Source organism: Streptomyces sp. NPDC087422 (assembly GCF_044744145.1).
GTDB lineage: Bacteria > Actinomycetota > Actinomycetes > Streptomycetales > Streptomycetaceae > Actinacidiphila.
The window spans coordinates 100,391-122,991 of sequence record NZ_JBIUXT010000011.1; the positions used below are offsets into that span (position 1 = coordinate 100,391).

The following is a 22,601-nucleotide window of genomic DNA, read 5'->3' on the forward strand; positions in this document are numbered from 1 at the left end:
GCGCTGGGGGTGTTTTCGCAGGTGGGCCGCTAGAGGATAGGTTCCTGCTCAGCGGCCGGATGGGGGTCTAGAAGTGCCGCTAGACCTAGCGGGGTGTGCCGCTAGGTCTAGCGGCGGAACCGGCTAGCCCGCGTCCCGGTTTCCGTCACGCTCCGCAATGACGGTGAGGATGCGGGAGCGTTCGACGCCCTTGCGGTTGGCGCCCTTACCGGCCTCGGTCTTGCCCCACACCTGCACGGTGGCGATGCCGAACGGCTTGAGCGCGGAGGCCAGTTGTTCGGCGTCCCAGCCGCCGTAGACCTCCGGGCGCAGGTCGGCGAGGCGTGCGGTGATGGTCTCGGACCACACCTTGGGCTCTTCGGCCGGCACCACGGCGAGGATGTCGCGCAGCAGGTCATAACCCGTACCGGCGTCGGCGGCGTCGAAGGCTTCGCCGAGCGCGTGCCCGGACAGCGTCTTGGCCGCTTCGCGGAGCCGCCGGGCGCGCATGCCGATCGCGTCGGCGGTCGGGGCATCGACGTAGACGGAGGAGACGATGCGGGCGTCGGAGCCTTCACCCACGAAGTAGTGGATGCCCTTGTCCTTCCAGGAGAACATCGTCGCCCGGATGCCCCGCTTGTACGACGAGGTGCCGAGCACCATGTCGTTCTCCAACTGGCCCATGACCTTGAGGCAGAACCGCGCGGAGGCGTTCGCGGAAATGCCGGTCGGGAGCGCCTTGGCGTCGGGGCGCTGCGTGGCCAGCAGCAGCACGATCCCGGTCGCCGGGCCGCGCTTGACCAGGTCGGTGCAGATCTCCTCGAACTCCGCGCCGTGCTTGGGGTGCTCGAACCACACCTGGCATTCGTCCACTCCGATCACGATGGGGTGCAGACCCAGGGACGGCCGGTTGGCCAGGTCGGAGGTGACTTTGGATTCGGGGCAGATGTCCCGCGGCAGCGACCGGATCATCTTCGCCCGCCGCCGCAGCTCGGTCCGCACTTCCCGCAGGTCGGCCAGGGCGTATTCGATGTCCTCGTCGTCGTCACCGGCACGGTGCCGGTGGCTGACGCGCTCGCCGACCGGGTCGAGGTCGCCGGTGCCCTTCAGGTCGTAGGTGTGCAGCTCGGCCCGCACGTCCAGTGCGGCGATGAGCAGCAACAGCCGGAGCAGGAACGTCTTGCCCATGCGCGGGATCGCCCCGATGACGGCAGCGATGTACATCAAGGTGATCTCCACCCAGCGCCCGCGCTGGTCCGTCCCGAACGCGACGGGCTTGAACAGGTCCACCGAACCGGCCTTGAGCAGCGGCCATGCCGGTTTGCGGGCGGTGGACATGTCCTGATCACCCACCCACATCACCAACCGGCCGGTGTGCTCATCGGGCACCGCTTCGGGCCACACGCAGCCCAGCGGGCGGCGGAGCCCGGAGGCGAGCCGGTCGCGGCGCTCGATCACATCGGTGACCGTGACGCCGAACGGCAGGTCGCCCTCGGCGCGCCAGCCGGGACCGTCGCGGGTGATCGGCGCGGTGAAGGTGAACCCGTCGCGGCCCTTGCCCTGCGCCTGATTGATCGCCGGAATCCCCAGCGCCCCCAGCGCGCGCAGCACGATGTCGGAGGTGAGCTTGGTGGTCTTGGGCAGATCCACCGCCCGGCTGACGACCGGCGCATCCGCCGGCGTCCCCAGCGCACCCAACGCGAGCACAACCGCACTGGTGGACACGGCCAGCAGCCAATCGGGGGCCAGCACATACATCGCCAGAGCCGACCCCAGACCGATGAACGCACCCAGCGCCGCCACCAGAGTCCGCAGCCGCACCCGGCCGTCGCGCTGACGCGACAGCTTCAGGTACTCGCCCGCGTCCTCACGGCGGACCGCGGCGAGTCGGACCGGCTCGCCCTCACGGTCGGCCACCCACCGCAGCGTGCTGCCGACGAACTTCGCCCCACCGCGGGGCGCCTGCACCGCGAGCCGGGCGGCGTAGTACGGGCAGCGGATTCCGTGGAACGCCACCAGATGCGCGTAGTGCCCCGCAGCCCAGCGGACTGCGGTGCGGAATTCGGCGGCCGACCGCAGCCACACCGGAAGCGTGTCCCGCCGCTTCGCGCCCATCAACCGGCCCAGATACCCCGGACCGGCCACCGCCGGACCATCGACCATCACGGCGGCCGACGGGTCGCCCGACGCGTCGGGAACTGAATCGGGTGCCGCGTCGGCCGACTCACGGGCGGTACGGGCTTTATCGAGGTCGACCACGTCACTGCCGAAGTCGGCCGACAGGTCGGCCTCTAAGCGCGCGAACAGATCGCGCTCGTTGTCATCACTCTCAGGGTGCTTCACTGGGGTTCCTTCCAGAAATGGCAGGGGAAGCAGGTCCGGCCGACGCTGTAGGAGGTGAGCGGCCGGACCTGTCTGCGGACTGACGCGAGGCTAAGTTCGTCTTCGCGAAATCAGGTGCACTGGCAGTGCACGTGCACTGCCAGTGCACCTACGCAAGAACACGAATCTCAGGCGGCGCGCTGTTCGTCGGGGTAGGCGCAGGACACGCAGCAGCCGAGCGATCCGGGGATGACGTATCCGGCGTCAGTTCGGCACTGCGGGCAAGTTCGTCGGGCGGTCATGGCGGCGGCGTGTGCGGACCATTTGGCCGGCGTCATCGCACGCACCGGCAGGGCGAGGTCGAGGCGGTAGAGGTAGGCGACCGCGTATCCGGTCTTGCGTCGGCGGGATCGGCGCATGATCTGTGCCGCGACCGGCTGACCGCCGGGCCGCAGTCCCTTCGCCCGGAGTTGGCGGCGGGTGGCCATGCCTTCCGGGGCGAGCCGCCACGGGAACGTGGGGATGCCCCAGGTGGCGCCTGTCGGGTCGTAGCACTGGCCGAACGTCGGGGACATCACGCCACCTCCTTCAGTCTGGGCAGCGTGTCGGTGCGGGCGGTGAGGAACGCTTCGCCGATCCATTGCCCGTAGGCGGGCGGGATGGCCTCGGTGAGTTCCTCGCGCACGTCGGTCCAGTCGATGCCCATCGCGCGCTGAAGTTCCGGCACGGTCGGCTTGCCGCCCCCGGAGCCGTACGCGGCGACGTACGGGCCGTCGTACTTCTTGCCGTGCCGATAGCCCGACACCCGCCCGCGGTGCGGCAGGTGTACCGGCCGTGCCGCGGTCCAACCGCCCATCTCGAAGTTGCGGTGCCGGATCACGGCGAGGCCGAACATCTCCCCGCACAAGGTCAGATCCTTGCGGATCCTGGCGCGGCCGTTGGGTTGCTCGATCACGTACGGCAGACCGGCCCGCTCCAGCAGCACGCGGGTGGGCGCCACCAGATCGGTGTGGGTGCCGCCCCAACCGCGGGACCGGTTGGTGCCCACCGTCAGCGTGCACTTGTCCTGGCAGGGCGGGGATGCGTGCACCATCGCGTAACGGTGGATCTCGCCCGACATGATCAGGTGGGCGAGGTGGTCGAGCGCGTCGCCGCGGTGGATCGGGAACGGGTAGTTCGGCCGGTCGGCGATGTCCACCCCGTGCACGTCGAACCCCGCACGGAAGTAGCCCGTGCCGGCGCCGCCGGCGCAGCAGAACAGATCCAACAGCAGCGGACGCCTCATGCCGCCACCGCCTCGGACTCCGCAGGAACGGCGGGCAGTTCCAGGGCTTCCGGGGTGGTGGTGCGCTCCGCGCGCAGCACGTCGCGGACGGTCCGCGCGTGCCCGGCACCGCACTTGACCGCGGTCCGGATGCGGTCCGCGGTCAGTTCGGTCACCGGCCAGTCGGCGGTGGTGGTGCGGGCGTCGGCGAGTACATCGTCAACGCTGCGCCGCCCCGTCGTCTTGGGCGCGGGCTTGGCCGGACGCCGCGGTGCCGTTTTCGGCTTCGCCTCGGGCGCGGGGTCCGTGGCCGGTGCGACCGCGGTGGGCGGCCCGGCCACGGGTGCAGCGGTGGGGGCGAGTTCCCCGAGCTTGAGCAGTACCCGGGTGCGGCGCTCGGTCTTGGACCGCCACCGCCGGCCGTGCTCGGTGCGCAGGTCGGCGCGGGTAAGTTGCCGGTCACGCTCGCGGGCGAGCGCGTCGCGGTAGGAGGTGACCTCCCATAGCGTCATCCGCCGCCACAGCGCGAACGTGCTGACCGGTGCCAGCAGCCACCGGGAGCGGCGGATCTTCTCCATCCGGCGGCCGGTCACCGCACCGATCCGAGCGGCGTAGACATGTGCGGCGACCTCGGACAGGGCCACCCACAGCAGCGGCATCGTGCCGTGCGCGAGCTTCGCGGACAGCGACCTGCCGGCGGCGATGTTGAGCCAGCACGTCACCCCGGTCAGGGCCCAGGGCACGAACCGCACCCACGACAGCGCCATGTCCATCCGGACCAACAGCAGGTTCACGATCGTGAAGACCGGAATCGCCAGGTCGATAGCCAGCGGAAGCATCTGCGGAGTGCTGAACCCCCACGCGGCGCCCGCGGCCGACACCGTGTCAAAGCTCAGCGCCAGACCCACACCACCGACACCCACGCCGAACAGCACGGCGAAGCCGAGCAGGAAACGCTCCGGGCGGGTCAGCGGCGGTAACCCCGCCCGCACATTGTTGGTTGTCGGGGTACTCATGCCGCACCGCCGATCATGACCACCACGGCGAGAACCAGCAGCACACCGGCCACCGCAGTCATGTCCACCGCACGCCGCAGATGCGTGTACTTCCGCACTGCGATCCGCGACAGCGCCGCCACATGCTCCGCCCGGTCATCCCCGCGCAGACAGGTCCGGATCTCCTCACCGGTCAGACTCGCCCACAACGGGAAACCCACCGGCCGCGTACCACCGAGGTTCGGGCGGACCGCCCACAGCAGCAGACCCGCCACCACCAGCAGCGTGGACGTCCCCAGCAGACCCAGCGCCACCGTTGCGGCGGGAAGGTGACGGCTCGTTCCGACCGTCCACACACCCGCCAGCAGCGCGCCGACGAACGCCAGCATCAGCGACACCTTGCTGTCCGTCCGCGCGATCTCCGCCTTCACATCGGCGTGCGCGGCGTCCAGATTCGCATCCACCCGAGCTGTGCCCGCGATGGTTGTTTCGTTCGGGGTCGTCATGCCGCCACCCCCGGCCGGCGCGACGGACGACGCCCCTTCGGCAGAGGCACGATGTTGAACAGCTCCGGCGCGTACGCCTCGATCGCCTCGGCGGCGATCTGGCTCACGCGGTCCGGCAGCGTCGGGTCGTCGGCGAGGATGTCGGCCGCCGCAGCGAGCCGCGCGGCGCGCTCTTCCTCGGTCTCGCCCTCGACGCCGAGCCACAGCTCAACCGGGGTGCCGAGCGCGAGTTCCACGAAATCGGTGTCGGTGACCGCCTGATGGCGGCCGATGTACGAACGCATAGCGCTCTCCAGAGTCGAACGGACAGGGAGAGCCGCGGCAGCGGAGAGACCTTGCTCGGGAGTCCCGCCACCGCGGCGAAGTACGCGATTGGGCAAGTCGCTGACGTCCGGAGATCCGGGCGGCGACGGCCGTACGGCCATGACGAGTGGCCATGACCACCGCCGCCGCTCGAAAGCGGCGGCGGGACCAAAACCACTGGAACATGCACGGTCTTGCTTGCCAGGCGCCGTGCGATTCAGTTCTCAAGGAACGAGCGCTTCCTTTGACCCCGTCTCACGGAGACCTCCAGGCGCCACATCTATGATCCAGATTGACCTAGGTCCATCCGCTCACGACCGAGACATTACCTAGGTCGATCCGGACCGTCAAGGGGAGTGACGATGGAGATTGACCTAGGCCGGTTACGCTCGACCCCATGGAGAAGAGCCCCGGCACACCCCGCCCTACTGCCAAGGACATCGCTGCGGATATCCGGCAAGACGTAGTGCGCGGCACCCTCGCCCCCGGTGACCAACTGCCAGCAGCCCGCGAGCTGGCCAAGCGGTACGGGGTGACGATCGTCAAGGTCCAGAACGCATACCGAGAACTCAGCGAGGAAGGACTCGTGTACTCCCAGGTGGGACGCGGGACCTTCGTGGTCGACCCCTCGCAGCCACTTGCCGATGGCGAGCGCGCGGAGTCGGCGTTCGTCACCCTCGCCACGGAAATTAACGCGATTCACGAGGCGATCCGGCTGCTCGGGGACCGGCTTGAGCGTCTGGAAGAGGCTGTGAAGCCGGGCCGCTCAAAATCAGCTCAGTGACGTATTCGGCTCGCTGGAGCAGCCGTTCAGTCTCCAGCCGCAACGCACGGAGACTTGCTCCGATCAAAGCGCACTGAGCGGGAGTGAGCCCCGCTCCCCTGCCCGGTCGTTCGATCGTCTCTGCCATGTAAAGCAGGTTCGGGCGCAGAACGATGATGGGCCCGGACAGAGTGTCCGGGCCCATCATCGTTGCAGGTCATGGGCGTTGACGAATCGTCACTCAGTGACCTTGTCAATCGCACCGAGCACGGCGTCCCACGGAAGCTCTCTGCCGGTAGGCGCGTCCCTCGGCTCATACAGCGGCCAGACCTCTGGGCCATAGACGAGGCGGACCTCCGCCCGTCGCAACGCCTCGACGTGCCCCGCCCACGCCGGGTGTCGCACATGAGCCGCGTTAACCCGCGGGAAGACCACGACAGGCAGACCGATCGTGCCAATCGCCTCGCCAACTTGCGTGAGCGCTTGGTTATCCCCGAGGCCCAGCGCAAGCTTCGCGACCGTGTTTGCACTCGCCGGAGCAACCGCGAAGCAGTCGACAGGCGGGTGCGGGCGAACATCGCCGGGGAAGCGCGGCGCGTCCCGAACGGGCAGGCCCGTCAACTTCTCCAGCCGCTCAACTTCGCCGATGGCCCGCAGCCACGCACCTGCAGTTGGGGTCAGCGTTACCGCAACCCGCCAGCCCCGTTCCATCGCAGGTTCGACCAGCCCAACCCGGAGTTCTTGCACCCCGCCGGCTCCCGAGCCCACAACTCCCAGCACGCCGCGCTTCCCCGTACTCACTGCACCGCCCTGCACCGCTGAGCCATCACGAATACCTCCGACGAACGAGAGCCTGCGGTCACGGGCGCCTGCTTGGTCAGGTCCCGCAATGTCTCACGCACCCTCGGATTGTTCCGCACGAGCTGCGGCGAGGTGCGTTCCGCCTTGCGCAGTTCCTCGAAGGCATCGTCACCGCGACCTGCGAGCGACAAAGCGCGGGCAAAGTCGATCCGGTGCGAGACGCTGCGTTCCTGCGGCATGTGGTCCACATTGATCGCGCCGTGTTCCACCACGTACGAGACGTTGTCGAGGTCCAGCTCAATCGACAGCCGGTGAAGGATCACGTTCGTCGGACCGAATCCGGTCTGCCAGTAGTTCTCATCCGAGCCGAGGTCATCCGCCAGTTCCCCCGCGCGGTCCAGTAGACGAGCAGCAGTCGGCCGGTCCTGATGCCGGGCCGCGGCGACAGCAGCGCGCAGGTGAATCATCCCCAGCAAGCTCAGCGCTGCCGGGTCGCTCTCCCCCACTCTGGGGGCCAACCAATTAGCGGTGGTGTCTCCCAGCGACATGGCAGCCTCGTACCGGCCATTGGCCAGCAGAGCATGCGTTCCGGACCGAGCTGCGGACGCCAGTACCAACGGGTCCTCAGAGGCGTCGGCGGCTTGCATGGCACGCTCGGCCGCCAGCCAGGAGATATCCGACTCCCCGATCTTCGCGAGCGTCGTCGCAGCGAGGTGGTGTGTACGAGCGGAGACAGCCCAACAATCGTGACGGTCCTCCTCCCGACGGGCCGCACGGTCCTCAAGTTCTTGGGCCGTCTGAAGAAGTACGGGAAGGGCGGCAATAACGCCGCCGAGCCGGCCACCCTGATAATCGTTCCACGCGTGCTCAACCCGCACAGCGGCGGGGGCAGGCGTTGGAAGTTGTGCGTCCGTCTCCGGACCAAACAAGAGCCGAGACAGCCGACGCGGACTCATCAGCGCGTCCCGTACGGCCGGCACGTCGTCCTGATGCTTCTCGGTCTCCACGAGTACGGGTTGCCCGAGCAGATCCCCGAGCGGCACGCGCAGGATGCGCGCAAGCTCCGCGAGCATGTCCACCCGCGGCGGTTGACGGCGCCCGGACTCCGCCTTCGCCAGCCAGTCCGTACTACGGCCTACGAGCCCGGCCAGCACCTCTTGCGTGTATCCACGGCGCTTCCGGTAGAACGCGATTCGCTCGCCGATGCTGAGGTGATCTCCAAGACCACGCATGAGGTGACGCCTCCCGTTGCCGAGTAGGGGCACCTCTCACGGTACCCAAACAGTAGACGAGCAACTGGTTCGCAGCTCGTCATCAGGACAACAGTGAGCCTTATGAACGCCTGGACCCCTGACACTCTGTCCGGGTTCCGTTCTCAAGTGCAGCGTCACACCCGCCCCGAGGAACGGAAATATACGCGCCAGCGGCAGGCCCCTACTTATTTCGTGATCTGTTGAGTCGCAACAGAATACGCTCCTCATCGGAATCAATTTGCGCCTGAACTTCATCGAATTTAATCACGCACGCATCACGCAGTTCAATGAGCGCTTTGACGGAGATAATGGTCTCCATTTCCGCATTGCCAAGATATTCGCATAGAACAAAAGAACTTGTTACTTGCAGGAGAGAACTGAGTGCCATCTGGGCAGGGTCAGCCAAGCCCACATTGGTTTTCCCTGAGTCCCTGAGCAACATACCGCGATACTCAGAAAAACCCTGAGCCAGCCCACGGGCTCCGCAGTGGACTTCACTGCTTGCCCACTGGTAATGAGGACGGACGTAGCTGAGTGAAGCTTTGTCTTCCAGGGCTCTCAGGTGACCTGCGGGCACGAGTCGCTTGGCCCACCCGTAGTCGCTATCGACGAATCCGGATCCGTAGATACGAGCTACTTCCCTGTACCGATCTTCAAGCTGGTCAAGAAATTCCTGTTCAAGTGGCTCTTCTCCCAGAAGTACATGGTCTGCCTGAAACTGTCGCGCATCGCGCCTCAAGGTCACAATTTCATGATCCAAAAATCGCTCAGCCAAGTCACAATGATCGGGGTCATTAGAGAATTCCGCAATAACGCATGCAATAACAGCCGTCTCATGCAGCGTTCGGCATCGCGCCAATGCTCCCTTGGGGTGACCATGCGCGAGGAGCGTGTACACTTCGCCCGCAACCCGACAGGCACTGGCATGGAGGCGAGTCAATGCTTCGAGCGTATACTCCTGTGAATCAGTGATCGGCGACCTTTCCTCTCGGGCCGCCGCCTCTCCTACTTCGTGGGAGACCGAGAGGATCAAAAAGTAGAGGTCGAGAGCGGGGCACCACCTCTTCTGAAGGCGCCTATGGAATTTCTCATCCGCTTTCTTAGCTTTGCGCAGCGCTTTCTTATTCGCAATCATCTGCGAAGCCAAAAATGGTCCGAATTCCTCGATGAGATCCGGGACGACTTTCCCAATCTTTTCCTCTACGCGTTCAGGGTCGGCACCCTTCGCTACGGCTGCCATCGCCGTATCAAGGATAAATTGAGTCAGAGGACCCTCATTTTTAGCTGCTGAGCGACGGCGACGCATGTGCACGGCTTCTCCTCTGTCCAATTGAAACTCTAGCGCCACAGGCGCACTGCGGCACCACGATTTTTCTATGGATTTTGCACACCCGCAGAGGGCACCTTGATGCCACCCTGTCTCGCGTGAGCAGGTAGGGCGTCAACACGAGGATTGAGATCGGCCCCCAATCTGTCCGACTGTCCGGTTAGGTCTCTAACCTGCAAAAATAACCCGGACAGCCCCGAGAGCGGGTGTCCCACCTGTCCGGCTGTTCGCCCGGGGTCAGGGCGGCTGAAACACTCCGGGTGTTGCAGCCGTCGGCGAAGCCGACCTCTGGTGAGTCGTGGGCGCCGCCGGCGCCTTCGTCTGGCGCGGTTTCAGGGACCTCGCGACACACCTCCGACACAGTTGATGCGGTTCGAGACCGCCACAGTGCGTCGCAGCAGGTCAGCGGCGGCTGCCCTCCACATTGCTCAATGCTCTCCGGAGCCGTGTGCGCAGGTTCGAATCCTGCCGGGGGCACTTCGCAGTAGGTGCCTAAAGACCCCGCCACCAGCGTCAACGCTGAGGTCGGGGTCTTTGCCTATGCGCAGCCGGAGGCGGCTTGCGGCAGCCGTTTGCCAGTGATCACGTTGTAATGACGTGTTGATCTTGGGGCCCCAGGGCGGCCGCGAATGCCTCATCCTCTGCCTCCCGCCCCGCGAGGCCACCTCGATTCCTGTGGCAACTGTCCACGTTCGTTCCCTACAGTCGCCGCATGGCCACCGAGGACGAGCACCCATGGCAACCCAACATCACCGCGATGCTCACCGACCAGACGAGCGCGTGCAAGCCAGCACGCGAAGCCATCGCAGCCGGCGCCGAGGTAAAGGTCTGGGACGACGAGGTGCCCCAGTGGATGGTCGCCGGTATCGCCGCAACGAGGTTGAGGCGAACGTTGGCCCGCGGCCTGCAAGAGGTAATCGGCCTTGACGAGACTGTTGCGATCCTTGCACGGCACCGCGGTGAGCAACTGCGTACCGGGATTATCGACGCAGCAGACCAGCTTTGGTTCTTCACCCTGTACTTCGACGCCACCGGGACCGAACTGTTGGCGTGCAGCGGTGTCAAACGCTCTAGGCAGCCCAGCACGAAGGACTCATTCACGCCCTGAGCAGATCCGCATTAGGTCGACCAGCGCCGACAGGAGTCGGACGGCTTGGGCCCGGCCGGTCGCCAGCGCCGACAACCGGGCCTCGTAGAACGACAGTCCACTGCCTCTCGGTCTCCAAAACTCCGACCGCGACCCGAAGCAGCCGGCCACTCCCCCACTGCTGCGGTACGCGCGGTGCCGTGAGCGGATCTTGCGACGAGGCGTCGATCCGTACATGCCCGGGTCGCAATGGCGTGGCCCGTACTCCGTGCACCTGCCACGCCTCCGCCAGCGCGGGCGCCGCCTTGGCGAAGTCGGCCGGCACCTGGCCCGGCAACAGCCTTACGACGAACCAGAATCCGCCGCGCTTCAGCCGCACCTGCACGGGCATCCCGAGCTGCACGCCGCTGGGCTCGCCCGGACCGGCCCACGAGGAGCCCCTCGCCACGCGAACCGATGCAACCCTGGCCCTCGTCGACCTCCTGCGTATCCCACTGGGCGAACCGCCCTACACATACCACGCGCTGGAGATCGCAACCGGGCCTGCGCCAGCTCTACCGCACCTACGTACCGTTCTCCGCCCTGGTCGGCACGAAGTACGAAACCGAGGTGCCCCCGCCACCGCCGAACCTCTACGCAGCGCTCGCCAACCTCGGCCACGAACTCCACTTCACCGAATACCTCCGCCCCCAGATGTCTCTCCCCGACCAGGCCCAAGCCCGCCGCCTCCCCGAAGGCGTCCCCCTCCTGACCATCCTCCACGTCACCCACACCCCAGAGTTCAAGCCCCTCGCCATCGAAGCGTTCCACCGCGCCGGCGACGACCTCGAACTCTCCTACGGCCGCTGACCAACCGCCAGGTCCAAACTTCCTCTACTCCATCAAGGCGGCTCGCTCGCGCTCGCCGCGCGGCCCCGGCTCACCGCAAGGGACGCCGCTCCTGTCTCCGCCCCGCTTCGTCTCCGGCTCCGCCGGTCGCACGCCAGCAGCCAGCCACACGACCAAACTCAGACGGGGCCGGAGGACGCTTGAGGGGTCGGCTCCGCAGCTTTACGAGTTGGTGCGTGATAGCGGGTGAGGCGTGTTTGGCCTGTTCATGGCCCGATCTCAAGCAGTGATGTTGCGGTCGGAGACCATGCCTGCGATGGCTCGGTAGGTGTCGGGGAGGCGGTCACAGCGCTGGGTCCAGCGCTGGAGCTGCTTCCAGCGTTTGTGGTCGGCGAGGGCGTGTGCGACGGTGATTCGGACGTACGGGTGGCGGTGGCGGTCTCGTTCCCACTGGTCCGCGCTGCCGGGCAGTGCCCCCGGGCAGGGTTTTCTCGGAGGGGTGATCGCTTGCCCACGGTGGTCGCGGCTCAGGCCCGGGTAACCGTCGTCCAGGAGGACCTCGATGTCGGGGAAGTGCCGGAAGCAGACAGCGACACCCTCGTGCGGGCCGCCGTGACGTCGTGCATACGGCCAGGTCGCAGGGCATCGGTCCACAACGTGCGGCCCCGCCGGTGGGCGATTGCGGTGGCCTTCATTGTGTTCTGCTTCTTCTTGCCCGAGACGAACGCGCGTCGTCCGCCGCGGCCGGCCAGGTGGCCGGCGGACCTGAACCTCGGTGGCGTCCAAACGCAGCTCGACGCCTTCGGCCCGGGCGTAGGCGAACACATCCGTCAGCGTCCGAAGCCGCAGGCCGGGGCGGTCGGGAACTGCGCACCCCCGCTCCGCCAGGAGCGTGCGCATCTCTCCGATCGCCCGGGCAACGGCGGACCGGTCGACGCCGAACAGCAGCTCCAGCACCGAGTGCGGCAGGTCGTGCCGCAGATGGATCAGCGTCGCCACCCGCCGGTCGACGAACACCAGCTGCTGGCGGCCGCCAGCACCCGCGGCCCGCTTCCGGACCCCGCCTCGTGCAGCATGGCGACGACCCTCGACCACGGCCTGCCACGGCACCGCCAACTCCACGGCCAGGTACGCAAGATGATGCCGCGAGAGCCCCGTGAATAGCCTAAGCGCCAGCACCGCCCGATTGACCGTGATCGCCACAGCGGGATCATGTCATTCACCTGGCACGACACCTCACCCGCTATCACGCACCAACTCGTAAGACAGCCCCCATGGGGCGATCCTCGAAGAACGGGGCCAACATCGGGCCATAGCGGGCAGGACCAGAGCCTGCCCGAGTCGCGGCAAGCTTACGGGCCCCATCTCTCGCCCCATGCCAACTCCCACCCAAACCCGCTCCTCCGACCTTATAAGCCATCTACACACCCGGAATGGTCGGCGCACTCAGTCCTTGAGAGCGCGCATAGTGAACTAGCCAACCCTTCGACGTAATTTCGATTGAACGCCGTCGCTGGTCATCATCATCTTTGCTGCTGGTAACCAAACCGTACCGTTCAAGCTCCACCACGTTTTTGCGCATATGCGCACGATCATTGAAACCGAATTGGTCATGATCGCTAGGGGAGCATGTCCCCCCGAACACAGCTAGGTCTTCAAGCAGCTTTCGCGGTCGTGGTTGTAGTCTCGCGCTAGCCTCATGCTTAATCGCCAGACTCTCAATCCACCCTGTAAACGCCTCAGCAATCTCAAGCTCAGATTTCGACAGAAAGAACCCTGACTCATAATCTTGAGAGAAGCTTTGGGCGTGCCGGAGAGAATCACGCAGATTCTTATGGGTGACTTCGTACACATGCCCAAAAGATGCCGCCGAAACCGGGGCCTTGCTGCCACCCTTGACCGAGTAATGACTTAGTCGCGTTTCAATCAAGGCCGGCATGTACTCGTCTGCGACAGGTGTGATCTCGATGGGCTCAGAGAGCACTCCATTTAGTCGCGGCGTAGCCGCAACGCTTCGCGCGATCCCCCGCGCCCCGCACAGTACCCAGCGCATGCCACCCAACTGCAAAACGGGATCCCGGATCTCTTCTAGAAGACGGCGGGCAGCGTTACTGGTTTCTAGCAACTCCAAATTATCGATGACCCCGACGAGACCACCGGTTCCTTCAGGGAAGGCGTCTCGCAACCAGGTACGGATCGTAGCTTTGAAGCCTGCGTTAGAGAACCCAGATGAACTATTGGCCGCAGTATTTCCAGATACCCCACCACCACCAAATGGTGACGACAAGTTGAAACCACGCCCCTTGAGCACGGGGGAATCAAGCCACGCCTTGACGTCTTTCGTCCGCGGCACCTTGCGGTCGGCCCGCCTCAAGACATCCTCGTAATCAAGAAAGGCTCGCGCAATTGCGAAGTAGCAATCACTGATAAATTCTGAAGCATCTTCCTTGATTTGCAGAGGCTCGGGCAGTGAGACGTAAAGCTGAGGCGTCTTCCTGTCCAGGAATCGCTCAGTCGCCACCCAGGCCGCAACAGCAACTAGGCTTGTTTTGCCGACACCATTAGGGCCCTCAAGAACGACGTGAGTATCTCCTTCTTCGATCCGTCGCAGTAATGCCCTCAGTTCCATGTCGCGTCCGACGAGCAATTCTCGGCCGTCCGCGCTCGACGGAAGCGGCTTGACAACATAAGGGTTGCTGCCAAAGCCGAGATCGTGCCAGAAGTTCATCAACCCCTCCTAAGCGCCCGCTCGATGTTACAAGAGAAGCACTCTGGACGTCAGCTGAACGCTTGGCAGAGACCAGGCCAGTCCTAGGATCGGTCAGCAGCGTCAGCGCACACGTGGGACAGGCCACATCATTAGTCTAGTTCGCAACAGGCGAGTGTCGCTCAGGCAAGGGTGCGGATGGCGTCGGGGATGATGCGGGCGAAGGTAGTACCCTCCCGTCCTGGCGGCCGATCGAGACGATCCGAGCGCGCCATCGAACATCTCTTCCCGACGACAGCGTGATGTCGGCACACACGGCGTTCCGCCAGAATCCCTGTGCGATCGTGGAGGTCGAGCGGGCCCGAAGAAGTGATGTCGCAAGCCAACTCTGGGTACGGGCGTCCGTAGTGAACTACGAGGACGGGTAGCGGGTCCGTCTGAGGTGCACGCCAGGGGGAAATCACGAGTAAGCGGGCGGACGCCCCGGAAGCCCCGTAGGGGGCCGTACGAGGCCAGCACGGAGCCGCCACATTCGCCTTCCAAACTAGCGACAGTCATAGGCACCACCAGAATTACTGTGCTGCTTCCGGTTGGGCTGCGGCGCTCGGGTGCCGGTCCCGCCCTGAAGCAGCCGCCGCACGGCTTGGCCAGACCGCGAGTTACGCATGTCAGCGACGCCTCTGCGGGATGCCAATACGCCACGCGGTGCCGCCCGAGTCGAGGCCGTCTTCTTTGGACCACTCGTCCAGTTGCTCGACCGGAGGCCAACAGTGAGCAAGGCCAGCGAGGCGTCCGGCGGTCTCGAGACGATCGTGCCAGGCAAATCGCGCTCTCCCCGAAGACGTTGACGTCGGACTTCAGGGTGGTGGGGAAGTCCGCGAGGGCGCCGAGCGGAGTTGTTCGGCCAGGACCCCAGCGGCGCGATTGCTCTCAGCCCAGCCTTGGACGTAGGCACGCCCGGGTCGAGAGATTCGGCTCGGCTGGCGCAGACGCCGCTTGGGTTGGTCATTTTGGGGTCTCCTCGCTGTCCGGTGCGGGGGTGCGGACGGTCGCGATGCCGAGGCGGAGGAGTTCGGCGAGGCGTTCGGCGGTTTCTGGGGAGATGCGGCCGAGGTCGATGAAGCCGTGGCCGAAGGCGTTCATGTCGGCGCGGAGGAAGGGGAAGTCCCGTTCCATGCCAAGGGCGACCAGCACGCGGCGGAGGGAAGTCACGGCATCGCGGGCCGCGTACCACTCGTGGCTGTCGATCGGCGACCAGAGGGCCGCGTCACGCTCCTGTCGCCCGTCACTCGGCATCGGCTGTCTCCTGGCCGTACTTTTCAGCGCGGGCGAGAAGTTTGGCGGAGGCGGCGAGCATCACGGCCAGGGCGACGGTTTGCAGCGGCGAGCCGTGCTGGGAGTGGGTGGGTGCGTTCAGCCACTCGAAGCGGTCGCCGGTCAGGGCCATCGGGCCGGGGACGACGACGTACGAACCCTCGCTGAGGATGCGGTAGTCGGGCGGGGTCGAGGTCTCGCGGGACAGGGAGTCCGCGAAGCGCGGGCCGGACTCGGGCGGGAGGAAGAAGCCCATTCGGCTCGCGCCGCGGTCGACCATCACCGCGCCGACCGGCATTCCACGGCGCCGGAGCTGGTCGAACGTCTCCATCCCCGTCTGTTGATCGACGGCCAGGACATCGAAAAGCGCTCCGGTGGCGACGAGTTGGGGCTGTCGCGGCTCGTCGAGCCACATCATCCGGCACTGCGTCGGGTCCTCCGACGCCAAACTCAGCCATTCGATTCCGCGGCGTGTCATCATCTGCACGCGCCATCACCCCAAAGCGTCCGGCCGCGGACTGTCCGCCACCACGACCAGCCTCGAACCGCGCCCCCTGAGCTGGGCAGATGACGACAGATGACGTGAGGTGACGAGCAGGAGCAGTACGCGTCATCCGCCGTCCCCCCGCCGGTCCCTCAGTCTGCGGCGAGATCAAGCGCGTAACGCATCGATCACGTAAGGTGATGAGTCAGCCACTAATCGCGCGACGCAGCGAAGAGGCCGGGTGGGATACGTGATCGGCGGAGACGGCGCCCAGATCCGGGCAGCGCGAAAGCAACGAGGATGGGGCCAACTGAGGCTCGTCAACGAGCTGCGTCGGGCTGCGCACCAGCGTGGAAGCGCACTTCCTACGGATGCCAGCGTGAAGCGCCGCATTGCGAGTTGGGAGAACGGGCACAGCCAGCCCGACGACTTCTACGGTCCGCTCCTTTGCGATGCGCTCGGCGTCACCGGAACCGAATTGGGGCTCCGGCCGAGCGCGGTCGACGGTGAGCCCCAACTCCTCGAAGCGCGTTATCCGCCGACGCCGGACGCGGCGGTCTCGGCCGTCGACCGACTGTGGCGAGCCGATCTCAACGGCTACGAACCGCTGTTGACCTCAGAGCCGTCCGAACATGCCTGGAGCGACGCGTCGTTACGGTGGTTGGTCGCACCGGAGCCGGCGCCGACGCAGGCCGCCGACCGTGCGGGTTCGCGCGTTGGGCTGGCGGACGTGGCCATGGTGAAAGCCACCAGCGATACGTTCGCCTCGCTGGACGACCAGTTTGGGGGCGAGCACGCCCGGCATGCGGTGATCCAGTACCTCAGCCGCGATGTAGCGCCGCTGCTCGGCGGCCGGTACACCGAGGGCGTTGGTCGCGCACTGTTCTCCACGGTCGCCGAAGCGACGCTCCTTGCCGGGTGGATGTCGTACGACGCCTGCCTCCACGGACTCGCTCAGCGGTATTTCCTGCAAGCGCTTCGCTTCGCACAGGACGGCGGCGACCGCCGGCTCGCGGGCAGCATCCTGTCGGCGATGAGCCACCAGGCCACGTTCCTCGGCCGCCATACGGAGGCGGCGACACTTGCCCGTGCGGCACGTATGGGCATCTCGGGCGTGGCCGCGCCCACGCTCATGGCGCAGTTCCACGCAATGGAGGCACGGGCCCTGGCCCGGACCGGCGACAAGCGCGGCTGCGAACAAGCCCTCACCGCGGCGGCGCGCTTCCTGGACCGCCGCAACTCCGGCGACGAGCCGGAGTGGATCACCTATTTCGATGACGCCGAACTCGCCGCCGAGGCCGCGCACTGCTTCCGCGACGTCAACAGCGCCCGCCAGGCCGTCGAGCACGCCGGGAACGCGATGAGCGGCAGCCACGTACGGTCGGACTTCTTCGTGACGATGGTGCTCACCGACGCGCATCTCCGGGCGGGCGACGTCGAGGAGGCGTGCCGGGTGGCCCTGGACGCGCTGGACCTGGGCGAGCAGCTACGGTCCGCCCGGTGCGTCAGTTACCTACGCGAGTTTCGTGCCGCGCTGACCCCGCATGGCACGACCACCGCTGTGCGTGAGCTGCACGAACAGGCGGCAGACCACCGGCTATGGCTGGCGACCGGCCGCGAAAGTGCGTAGGAGTGCGTAGTCAGAAGGGACGCCAATCACGGCGTGTGGCGCCTGTGCGGATCGCTTTCACACGGCGGGCGAACTCCTCGGCTGCCCTCGGCTCGACCGCGGCCTTCCCACCCATCCAGAGCGTCATCATCAGCTCGCGCAGGTCGGCGAGGAGCGGGTAGCCGGGCCAGTTCATGACGTCGAAGCCGTAGTGGTGGACGAAGGACTCGTACTGCTCCCGCGTGTGCCACCCGTACCGGTCGTAGTAAATCGCGGTGAGGATCAGGTCCCACTCACGCGGTGCCAACGCGAAGCCGTCGAGGTCGATCAGGACCGCCTGCCCGGAGCGGGCGCGGAGCACGTTGCCGATGTTCGCGTCGCCGTGGATCAGGCCGAAGGGCAGAACGAAGTCGAGCCGGCCGTAATCCTTCTCCAACTGGTCAGCCAACTCAGCGAGAAACGCCGCGTCTTCCGGGTGGACGCCGTCACCGAGACCATTCAGCGAGGCCCGCACCTTCGCCATCGGATCGAAGTACGGCAGCCCCAGCGACTCCGGCTCCTCCAACCAGTGAAGCCGCTTCAACAGGTCGGCCAGCTCGGTCACGGTCGCGTACTCTTCCGCGTCCTGGACGCTTTCCCAGAACGTGACCACACGCCCGTCGACCACCGCTGGCTGCGACACCCCCGCCAGCACGCGGTTCGCCGGGAAGTCCTCCGCACCCAGCCATCGGGCTACCCGTACGGCACGCTCCATCTCTGCCAGCGCATCGGGATCGGCAGCGATACGTACGATCACCGGCCGGTCGGCAAGGGCGTACACCGCGTTGGAGCCGAGCCTCAGCAACCGGGCACCGGTCGAGTCCAGGCAGACCGACGCGCATGCCTCACGCAACACGGCGAGGGTCGTCTCGGCCGTGAACTCCACAGCTCCACTACCTGTTTGACCGTCGCCAGCCGCACCAGACACCATGCGACTGACGATACGGGTGTACGGGGACCCCTACAGGCCCTCACGTCATAGGGACGTGATGATCTTCCCCACGGCAAGCGACAGCCACGGCTCCCGCTCAGCTCAACGCCCCGCAACGGGCAACGGCCTCGCTGGCCTCCGGAGCCGTGTGCGCAGGTTCGAATCCTGCCGGGGGCACTCCGGAAACAAGGCTCTGACCAGCAGAAATGCCGGTCAGAGCCTTTCTTGTACCTGCCAAAACGCACACGGTCTTTGGGCCGTTGCTCTTTTCGGGGCCGCTCGGGCCTCCCAGAGCCGGTGCCAACCGCCACTCCCCCATTTTTGCGCTGGTCAGCGGCCTCGCACGTCGAAGTGGACGGGGCGCACGGCCGGCGCTCGGGGCCGCTCGGACGGGGCGGCCCGCCCGGCTGCCACTTCCTTGGGGCAACCGCCCATGACCTGCCCCGATGCCGCGAGAGCCCTCGAAAACGCAAGCGGCGTTGGGGCGTTTGCGCATGACTTGAGTTGTTACAGGTGGTAGGGCTGTCCGGCCTGCGTGGGGGTGATCTGGTCGGTCGGGACCTCCTTGAGGGCGGCCATCACCTCGGGGTCGGAGACGAGGGAAATCAGTTGGGCAGCGGTAAGAGGCTGGCCCTTCTCCAGGGACAGCGTTTTGGGATTCACCGCCGTGGCGCCGTTGGACAGACCCCATGCCTGACCGTCTTGGGTGTATACCCGCACTGTCACGGTGTACCCGTCCTGTTGAGCGGCCGCTTCCCAGGCCCAGCCCTGGGAGCCGTCCGCCAGCGAGACGGGCTGGCAGTTGCTGTTGATCTGGGAATCGGTGCACGGGTTCTTCGCGCCTGCGAGGTTCTGCAGCCCGACCAGCGTCCCCAGTTCTGTCACCGTTCCATCGGAGCGCACCAAGTTGAAGTCACTTGGCCCGGAGCCGTCTTCGAGTGTCATTCCCGCCGGCAAGCGGCCGACCAGCGCCGCGCGCAAATCGGCGTGTGCCTTGTCGAGGTTGGCGCGGCTGTTGTCGTGGGGCGGGAGCGAGGGGGTTCGGGCCTGACCCGCCAGATCCGTTGTCACGCTCTGATCCTTCGAGCCTGCTTGGGCGTGCGTCAGGCTGTATCCCACGCCGAGCCCCGCAACGGCCAGGACCGCGGTGCCCAGCGCGACCTGTCGTACGATCGCGCGCCGCTGCTTCCTGCCTCCCCGGATGATCTCCTCCATGTCCGGTCCGTCGTCGGGCTCGGCGTTCAGGGCCTGCCGCATCGCGTTCTTCACGTCATTCTCGTTCATCACCTGACGGTTCCTTTCTCCCCCAGCGTTTCCCGCAGCGCGGCCAGGCCTCGCGTCGCGTCCGATCGGACGGTGGCGGGTTTGCGGTTCACGATTCGTGCGACCTCGTCCACCGGCATGTCCTCCCAGTACCGCAGCACCACGACGGCGCGCTGTATCGCGGGCAGTGATTGCAGTGCGGTCAGCAGCGTCTGACGCAGTGCTATGTCGGTGTCGTCGAGGAGCTGGTCGGCAAAGTCTTCGGCGGGGAGTTCCCCTGCTGATCCTTTGCGTTGCCAGTCGATCCAGGTGCGGGTCAGTGTTGTACGTGCGAAAGCGTTGGCTCGGGCGGCCCGGCGTAGCGTCCACCAGCGGACGTACACCTTGATAAACGTTGCCTGCACCAGATCCTCGGCGGTGTGCCAGTCGCCGCACAGCCAGAACGCCGTACGCCGCAGCGCAGCCCATTCCGTGCGGGCGAACTCCTCGAACTCCACGCAGCTCCTCCTCGTCGAACATCTAGTAGACGAGACGTCATGGCCCCCGCGTTGCAGTTGCGGTGCGCCGGACTTACGGCTGTTTTCTCCTCATGGGCGACCGGGCTGCACGCCACGGGCTGCGCATCGATCACGGTCGACGCCGAGGTGCTGTGGCGCCTGCTTCCACCGGACAGGCCTGCGATGAGCATTCGTACCTTTTGCGGAATTAGTCAAAAGCTGTGAGTCAACGCCCAGGAGGCGCAGCCTCGTTCGGGGTGCCCCCGAGGCAAACCGATCACAGGACGTCGGTTCGACGGTTGCCTTCTGTGTCTACGCATCCGCTTAATGGAGGTCTGCGTGCTCCGTCCCGCTCGTTTCTTGCCGGGGCTGCCACCCTTGCGATGGCAGCCCTGACCGGGTGCTCCTCGTCCGGCTCGTCGGACGCCGCGGGCAAAGGCTCGTCCCCCTCCGACGGCGCCCTCGACTTCGTCCAGCGCGCCGACCACCCAAGCCGCCCCCAGCGCGAAGGCGGACGTACGGATCACGAAGGCCGGGGTGGAGGACGACCCGGTGTGGGGGCCGCACGCGTACGTCGTGCACTACACGGTGACGAACCACGGGGCCGGTGCGGCGGACTGCTTCGCGCAGTTGGAGTTCCTGGACGCCGACGGTGACCACCTGGGGAACACGGGGATCACGGCTGACAAGCTCGGGGCGGGCAAGTCCAAGACGGGCGACGCCGCGCCGCTGGACGTCAAGATCCAGAACGGGAAGATCGCCGATATCCGGTCGGTTCGTGTGACCGAGGTGGACCGTACGCCGTCGTCGTGACGGTCTCGGATCCGAGGTCGGTAGGTCGTTGGACCGCAGGTGACGGACGGATAGCTGGGGGCAGAGCGGCGTGACGGCGACGACGGATGATCCGTGGCTCGTGGATGCGATGTGGCGGGCGGTCGACTTGCGGGTGGCGTACCTCGAGGAGGACCGGGCTCGGGTCGTGAGCAGTCCGGCTGGCCTGGACGACGCCCGCCTGACGAAAGCTTCGCTTATCTGAAATGAACCAGAAACGCAACGAAGACAACCTCGCGGCGGGACTAGGATGTATTCTTAAAAATCGGAGGAATTTACCGCAACGAGGCCGAATGGCTCAAGAATCGGAATGAAAAACTTACAGTACCAGCCCAGATCGGCGAACTTAGAGGACTCCGAAATGAGCCTCTTGTTCACACTTGCCGAGAAAGTCACCCGAGAATGCCCCGGGAAGAACAGCAGGTCTCCACCGCTTTCAGAATTTCGAATCCCTACGGCAACTCCACTCACCGATCCGGAGATCCATGAATTCTCGATTAGGCACAGCACTGCATCCAGATCGGCGGAGTCAGCCCGGATCCAATCGTACAGATCATCCCCGGCATTTACAAAATACGAAATACCCTCACGATCAAATTCTACCCCAGCCTCTCGCAAACCACGGATGACTCCCTTAATATCCAACGGGCCTTCAAAGGTAAAATCGATCGACGATTCTCTACTCATACTTTATTAGCCGCTCTCCTTCGGGATCATCTGCCACGGAATGCCCTTCTTTCGAGCCACGAGATAATGCCTTCAGGCAATGATCCGGAATGTCCGCCTGTGCCATGTCCCAAAAATTTACCGGATTTGGCCTCATGCCAAGTTTCCGCCCCGGTCACCTCGTCCGTAAATTTACCTTCTCGTGAATACAATTCTCATGCTCCGGGCCATTTCACTGGGCGGCTGCATACCTGATTCGTGGGCTTCGTCGAAGGCTTGGTTGAGGCCATCCCCGAGGGTTTTGGCGCCGTCGACGGCTTGGACGCCGCCGTAATCAACGGCAGCCGTGCTTTCCACGCCTGCGTCAGACGCTGGAGGTAGTCGTAGGTGAAGCACTGCGTGTCGGTTTTCACGGTGCCGCCGCCGTCCTTTACGTCGCCGATGGACGTGATCTGCCCGGCCGGGTCATAGGTGTAGGCAGTTGCATCCACGTGGGTGGCGCCGGACTGCATATCCAGGGCGGTGTTCAGCAGCCGCCCGGTGGAGGCTTCCCAGGTCCAGGCCGGCCGACGCGCACGCCTCACGCAACGCGGCCAAGGTCGTATCGGCTGTGAACTCCGCAGCTCCGCCACCCGTTTGACCCTGGTCAGGCACACCGGCTCACCCTGCCAGCAGCGTCAGCGGTGAGGTCGGGGGCTTTGCGTATGTGCGGCCGGATGCGGCGGACCGCGGCGGCCGTTTGCCAGTGATCGCCGGTCACGACGGGTCGGTGAACGTCTATCCAGGCCAAGGGGAGAAGGCTTTCGACTGGTCGAGACGGAACAGGGGACCG

The 22,601-nt window shown here is 65.7% G+C and carries 22 protein-coding genes, 1 tRNA gene and 1 pseudogene; 6 read left to right on the forward strand and 18 right to left on the reverse strand.

Annotated elements, in window-relative coordinates; genetic code table 11:
• Positions 1-123 precede the first annotated feature (123 nt).
• The 6 genes from ACIO6U_RS29195 to ACIO6U_RS29220 all read right to left on the reverse strand — a co-directional run bounded on the left by ACIO6U_RS29195 (position 124) and on the right by ACIO6U_RS29220 (position 5,350).
• Positions 124-2,322, reverse strand: coding sequence for a cell division protein FtsK (locus ACIO6U_RS29195; protein ID WP_401723602.1), 2,199 nt, complete (start codon positions 2,320-2,322; stop codon positions 124-126).
• Positions 2,323-2,489: 167 nt separating this feature from the next.
• Entirely contained in the window at positions 2,490-2,876 is a 387-nt protein-coding gene (locus ACIO6U_RS29200; RefSeq protein WP_401723604.1) for an RRQRL motif-containing zinc-binding protein, read from the reverse strand.
• Complete coding sequence (locus ACIO6U_RS29205) at positions 2,876-3,586, reverse strand: DNA methylase (RefSeq protein WP_401723607.1); 711 nt, start codon at positions 3,584-3,586, stop codon at positions 2,876-2,878. Before ACIO6U_RS29205 ends, ACIO6U_RS29200 begins: the two co-directional genes overlap by 1 nt.
• The gene (locus tag ACIO6U_RS29210) at positions 3,583-4,581 is read right to left on the reverse strand and encodes a DUF2637 domain-containing protein (protein WP_401723610.1); all 999 of its coding nucleotides are present in this window, start codon (positions 4,579-4,581) and stop codon (positions 3,583-3,585) included. The genes ACIO6U_RS29205 and ACIO6U_RS29210 overlap by 4 nt, the downstream gene beginning before the upstream one ends.
• Complete coding sequence (locus ACIO6U_RS29215; RefSeq protein ID WP_401723613.1) at positions 4,578-5,066, reverse strand: Pycsar system effector family protein; 489 nt, start codon at positions 5,064-5,066, stop codon at positions 4,578-4,580. The genes ACIO6U_RS29210 and ACIO6U_RS29215 overlap by 4 nt, the downstream gene beginning before the upstream one ends.
• A complete protein-coding gene (locus ACIO6U_RS29220; protein ID WP_401723616.1) occupies positions 5,063-5,350 on the reverse strand; it encodes a hypothetical protein in 288 nt (95 codons plus the stop codon). The genes ACIO6U_RS29215 and ACIO6U_RS29220 overlap by 4 nt, the downstream gene beginning before the upstream one ends.
• 416 nt (positions 5,351-5,766) lie before the next feature.
• Between ACIO6U_RS29220 and ACIO6U_RS29225 the strand changes: the two genes are divergently transcribed.
• Complete coding sequence (locus tag ACIO6U_RS29225) at positions 5,767-6,153, forward strand: GntR family transcriptional regulator (protein ID WP_401723619.1); 387 nt, start codon at positions 5,767-5,769, stop codon at positions 6,151-6,153.
• A gap of 216 nt (positions 6,154-6,369) precedes the next feature.
• Here the strand turns inward: ACIO6U_RS29225 and ACIO6U_RS29230 are convergent, their stop codons facing one another.
• The 3 genes from ACIO6U_RS29230 to ACIO6U_RS29240 form a co-directional block, all read right to left on the reverse strand.
• Positions 6,370-6,948, reverse strand: a complete 579-nt coding sequence (locus tag ACIO6U_RS29230; RefSeq protein ID WP_401723622.1) for a flavoprotein — start codon at positions 6,946-6,948, stop codon at positions 6,370-6,372.
• Entirely contained in the window at positions 6,930-8,165 is a 1,236-nt protein-coding gene (locus ACIO6U_RS29235) for a helix-turn-helix domain-containing protein (protein ID WP_401723625.1), read from the reverse strand. The genes ACIO6U_RS29230 and ACIO6U_RS29235 overlap by 19 nt, the downstream gene beginning before the upstream one ends.
• Positions 8,166-8,367: 202 nt before the next feature.
• On the reverse strand, positions 8,368-9,492 hold the full coding sequence (locus ACIO6U_RS29240) for a DUF5677 domain-containing protein (RefSeq protein WP_401723782.1): 1,125 nt from the start codon (positions 9,490-9,492) through the stop codon (positions 8,368-8,370).
• Between the two features lie 733 nt (positions 9,493-10,225).
• Between ACIO6U_RS29240 and ACIO6U_RS29245 the strand changes: the two genes are divergently transcribed.
• Positions 10,226-10,621: a hypothetical protein gene (locus ACIO6U_RS29245; protein WP_401723628.1), complete on the forward strand. Its 396-nt coding sequence runs from the start codon at positions 10,226-10,228 to the stop codon at positions 10,619-10,621.
• A 588-nt stretch (positions 10,622-11,209) separates the two neighbouring features.
• Positions 11,210-11,449 carry a hypothetical protein gene (locus ACIO6U_RS29250; RefSeq protein ID WP_401723632.1) on the forward strand — a complete coding sequence of 80 codons (240 nt, stop codon included), beginning with the start codon at positions 11,210-11,212 and terminating at the stop codon, positions 11,447-11,449.
• Between the two features lie 258 nt (positions 11,450-11,707).
• Here ACIO6U_RS29250 and ACIO6U_RS29255 read toward each other — a convergent pair.
• The 4 genes and pseudogenes from ACIO6U_RS29255 to ACIO6U_RS29270 form a co-directional block, all read right to left on the reverse strand.
• A pseudogene (locus tag ACIO6U_RS29255) lies at positions 11,708-12,631 on the reverse strand (transposase family protein).
• A 217-nt stretch (positions 12,632-12,848) separates the two neighbouring features.
• Positions 12,849-14,156, reverse strand: coding sequence for a hypothetical protein (locus ACIO6U_RS29260; protein ID WP_401306330.1), 1,308 nt, complete (start codon positions 14,154-14,156; stop codon positions 12,849-12,851).
• Between the two features lie 984 nt (positions 14,157-15,140).
• A complete protein-coding gene (locus ACIO6U_RS29265; protein ID WP_401723635.1) occupies positions 15,141-15,431 on the reverse strand; it encodes a hypothetical protein in 291 nt (96 codons plus the stop codon).
• Positions 15,421-15,930: a bifunctional DNA primase/polymerase gene (locus ACIO6U_RS29270; protein WP_391044817.1), complete on the reverse strand. Its 510-nt coding sequence runs from the start codon at positions 15,928-15,930 to the stop codon at positions 15,421-15,423. Before ACIO6U_RS29270 ends, ACIO6U_RS29265 begins: the two co-directional genes overlap by 11 nt.
• Before the next feature lie 382 nt (positions 15,931-16,312).
• Here ACIO6U_RS29270 and ACIO6U_RS29275 point away from each other — a divergent pair, with 382 nt between their 5' ends.
• Positions 16,313-17,563, forward strand: coding sequence for a hypothetical protein (locus tag ACIO6U_RS29275; RefSeq protein ID WP_401723638.1), 1,251 nt, complete (start codon positions 16,313-16,315; stop codon positions 17,561-17,563).
• Between the two features lie 10 nt (positions 17,564-17,573).
• Here the strand turns inward: ACIO6U_RS29275 and ACIO6U_RS29280 are convergent, their stop codons facing one another.
• A complete protein-coding gene (locus ACIO6U_RS29280) occupies positions 17,574-18,512 on the reverse strand; it encodes a phosphotransferase (RefSeq protein ID WP_401723641.1) in 939 nt (312 codons plus the stop codon).
• Between the two features lie 89 nt (positions 18,513-18,601).
• On the opposite strand from ACIO6U_RS29280, the gene ACIO6U_RS29285 reads away from it, so the two are divergent.
• Positions 18,602-18,689: transfer RNA gene (locus ACIO6U_RS29285), tRNA-OTHER, on the forward strand.
• Positions 18,690-19,019: 330 nt separating this feature from the next.
• Here ACIO6U_RS29285 and ACIO6U_RS29290 read toward each other — a convergent pair.
• Together ACIO6U_RS29290 and ACIO6U_RS29295 are read right to left on the reverse strand one after the other, a co-directional pair.
• Positions 19,020-19,796, reverse strand: coding sequence for a hypothetical protein (locus ACIO6U_RS29290; RefSeq protein WP_401723644.1), 777 nt, complete (start codon positions 19,794-19,796; stop codon positions 19,020-19,022).
• Entirely contained in the window at positions 19,796-20,272 is a 477-nt protein-coding gene (locus ACIO6U_RS29295) for a SigE family RNA polymerase sigma factor (protein WP_355344230.1), read from the reverse strand. The genes ACIO6U_RS29290 and ACIO6U_RS29295 overlap by 1 nt, the downstream gene beginning before the upstream one ends.
• A gap of 537 nt (positions 20,273-20,809) precedes the next feature.
• Here ACIO6U_RS29295 and ACIO6U_RS29300 point away from each other — a divergent pair.
• Entirely contained in the window at positions 20,810-21,085 is a 276-nt protein-coding gene (locus tag ACIO6U_RS29300; RefSeq protein WP_391044514.1) for a hypothetical protein, read from the forward strand.
• A 276-nt stretch (positions 21,086-21,361) separates the two neighbouring features.
• Here ACIO6U_RS29300 and ACIO6U_RS29305 read toward each other — a convergent pair whose 3' ends face one another.
• Both ACIO6U_RS29305 and ACIO6U_RS29310 read right to left on the reverse strand, forming a co-directional pair.
• Complete coding sequence (locus ACIO6U_RS29305) at positions 21,362-21,790, reverse strand: hypothetical protein (RefSeq protein ID WP_401723648.1); 429 nt, start codon at positions 21,788-21,790, stop codon at positions 21,362-21,364.
• A gap of 194 nt (positions 21,791-21,984) precedes the next feature.
• Positions 21,985-22,353, reverse strand: a complete 369-nt coding sequence (locus tag ACIO6U_RS29310; protein ID WP_401723651.1) for a hypothetical protein — start codon at positions 22,351-22,353, stop codon at positions 21,985-21,987.
• Positions 22,354-22,601 lie beyond the last annotated feature (248 nt).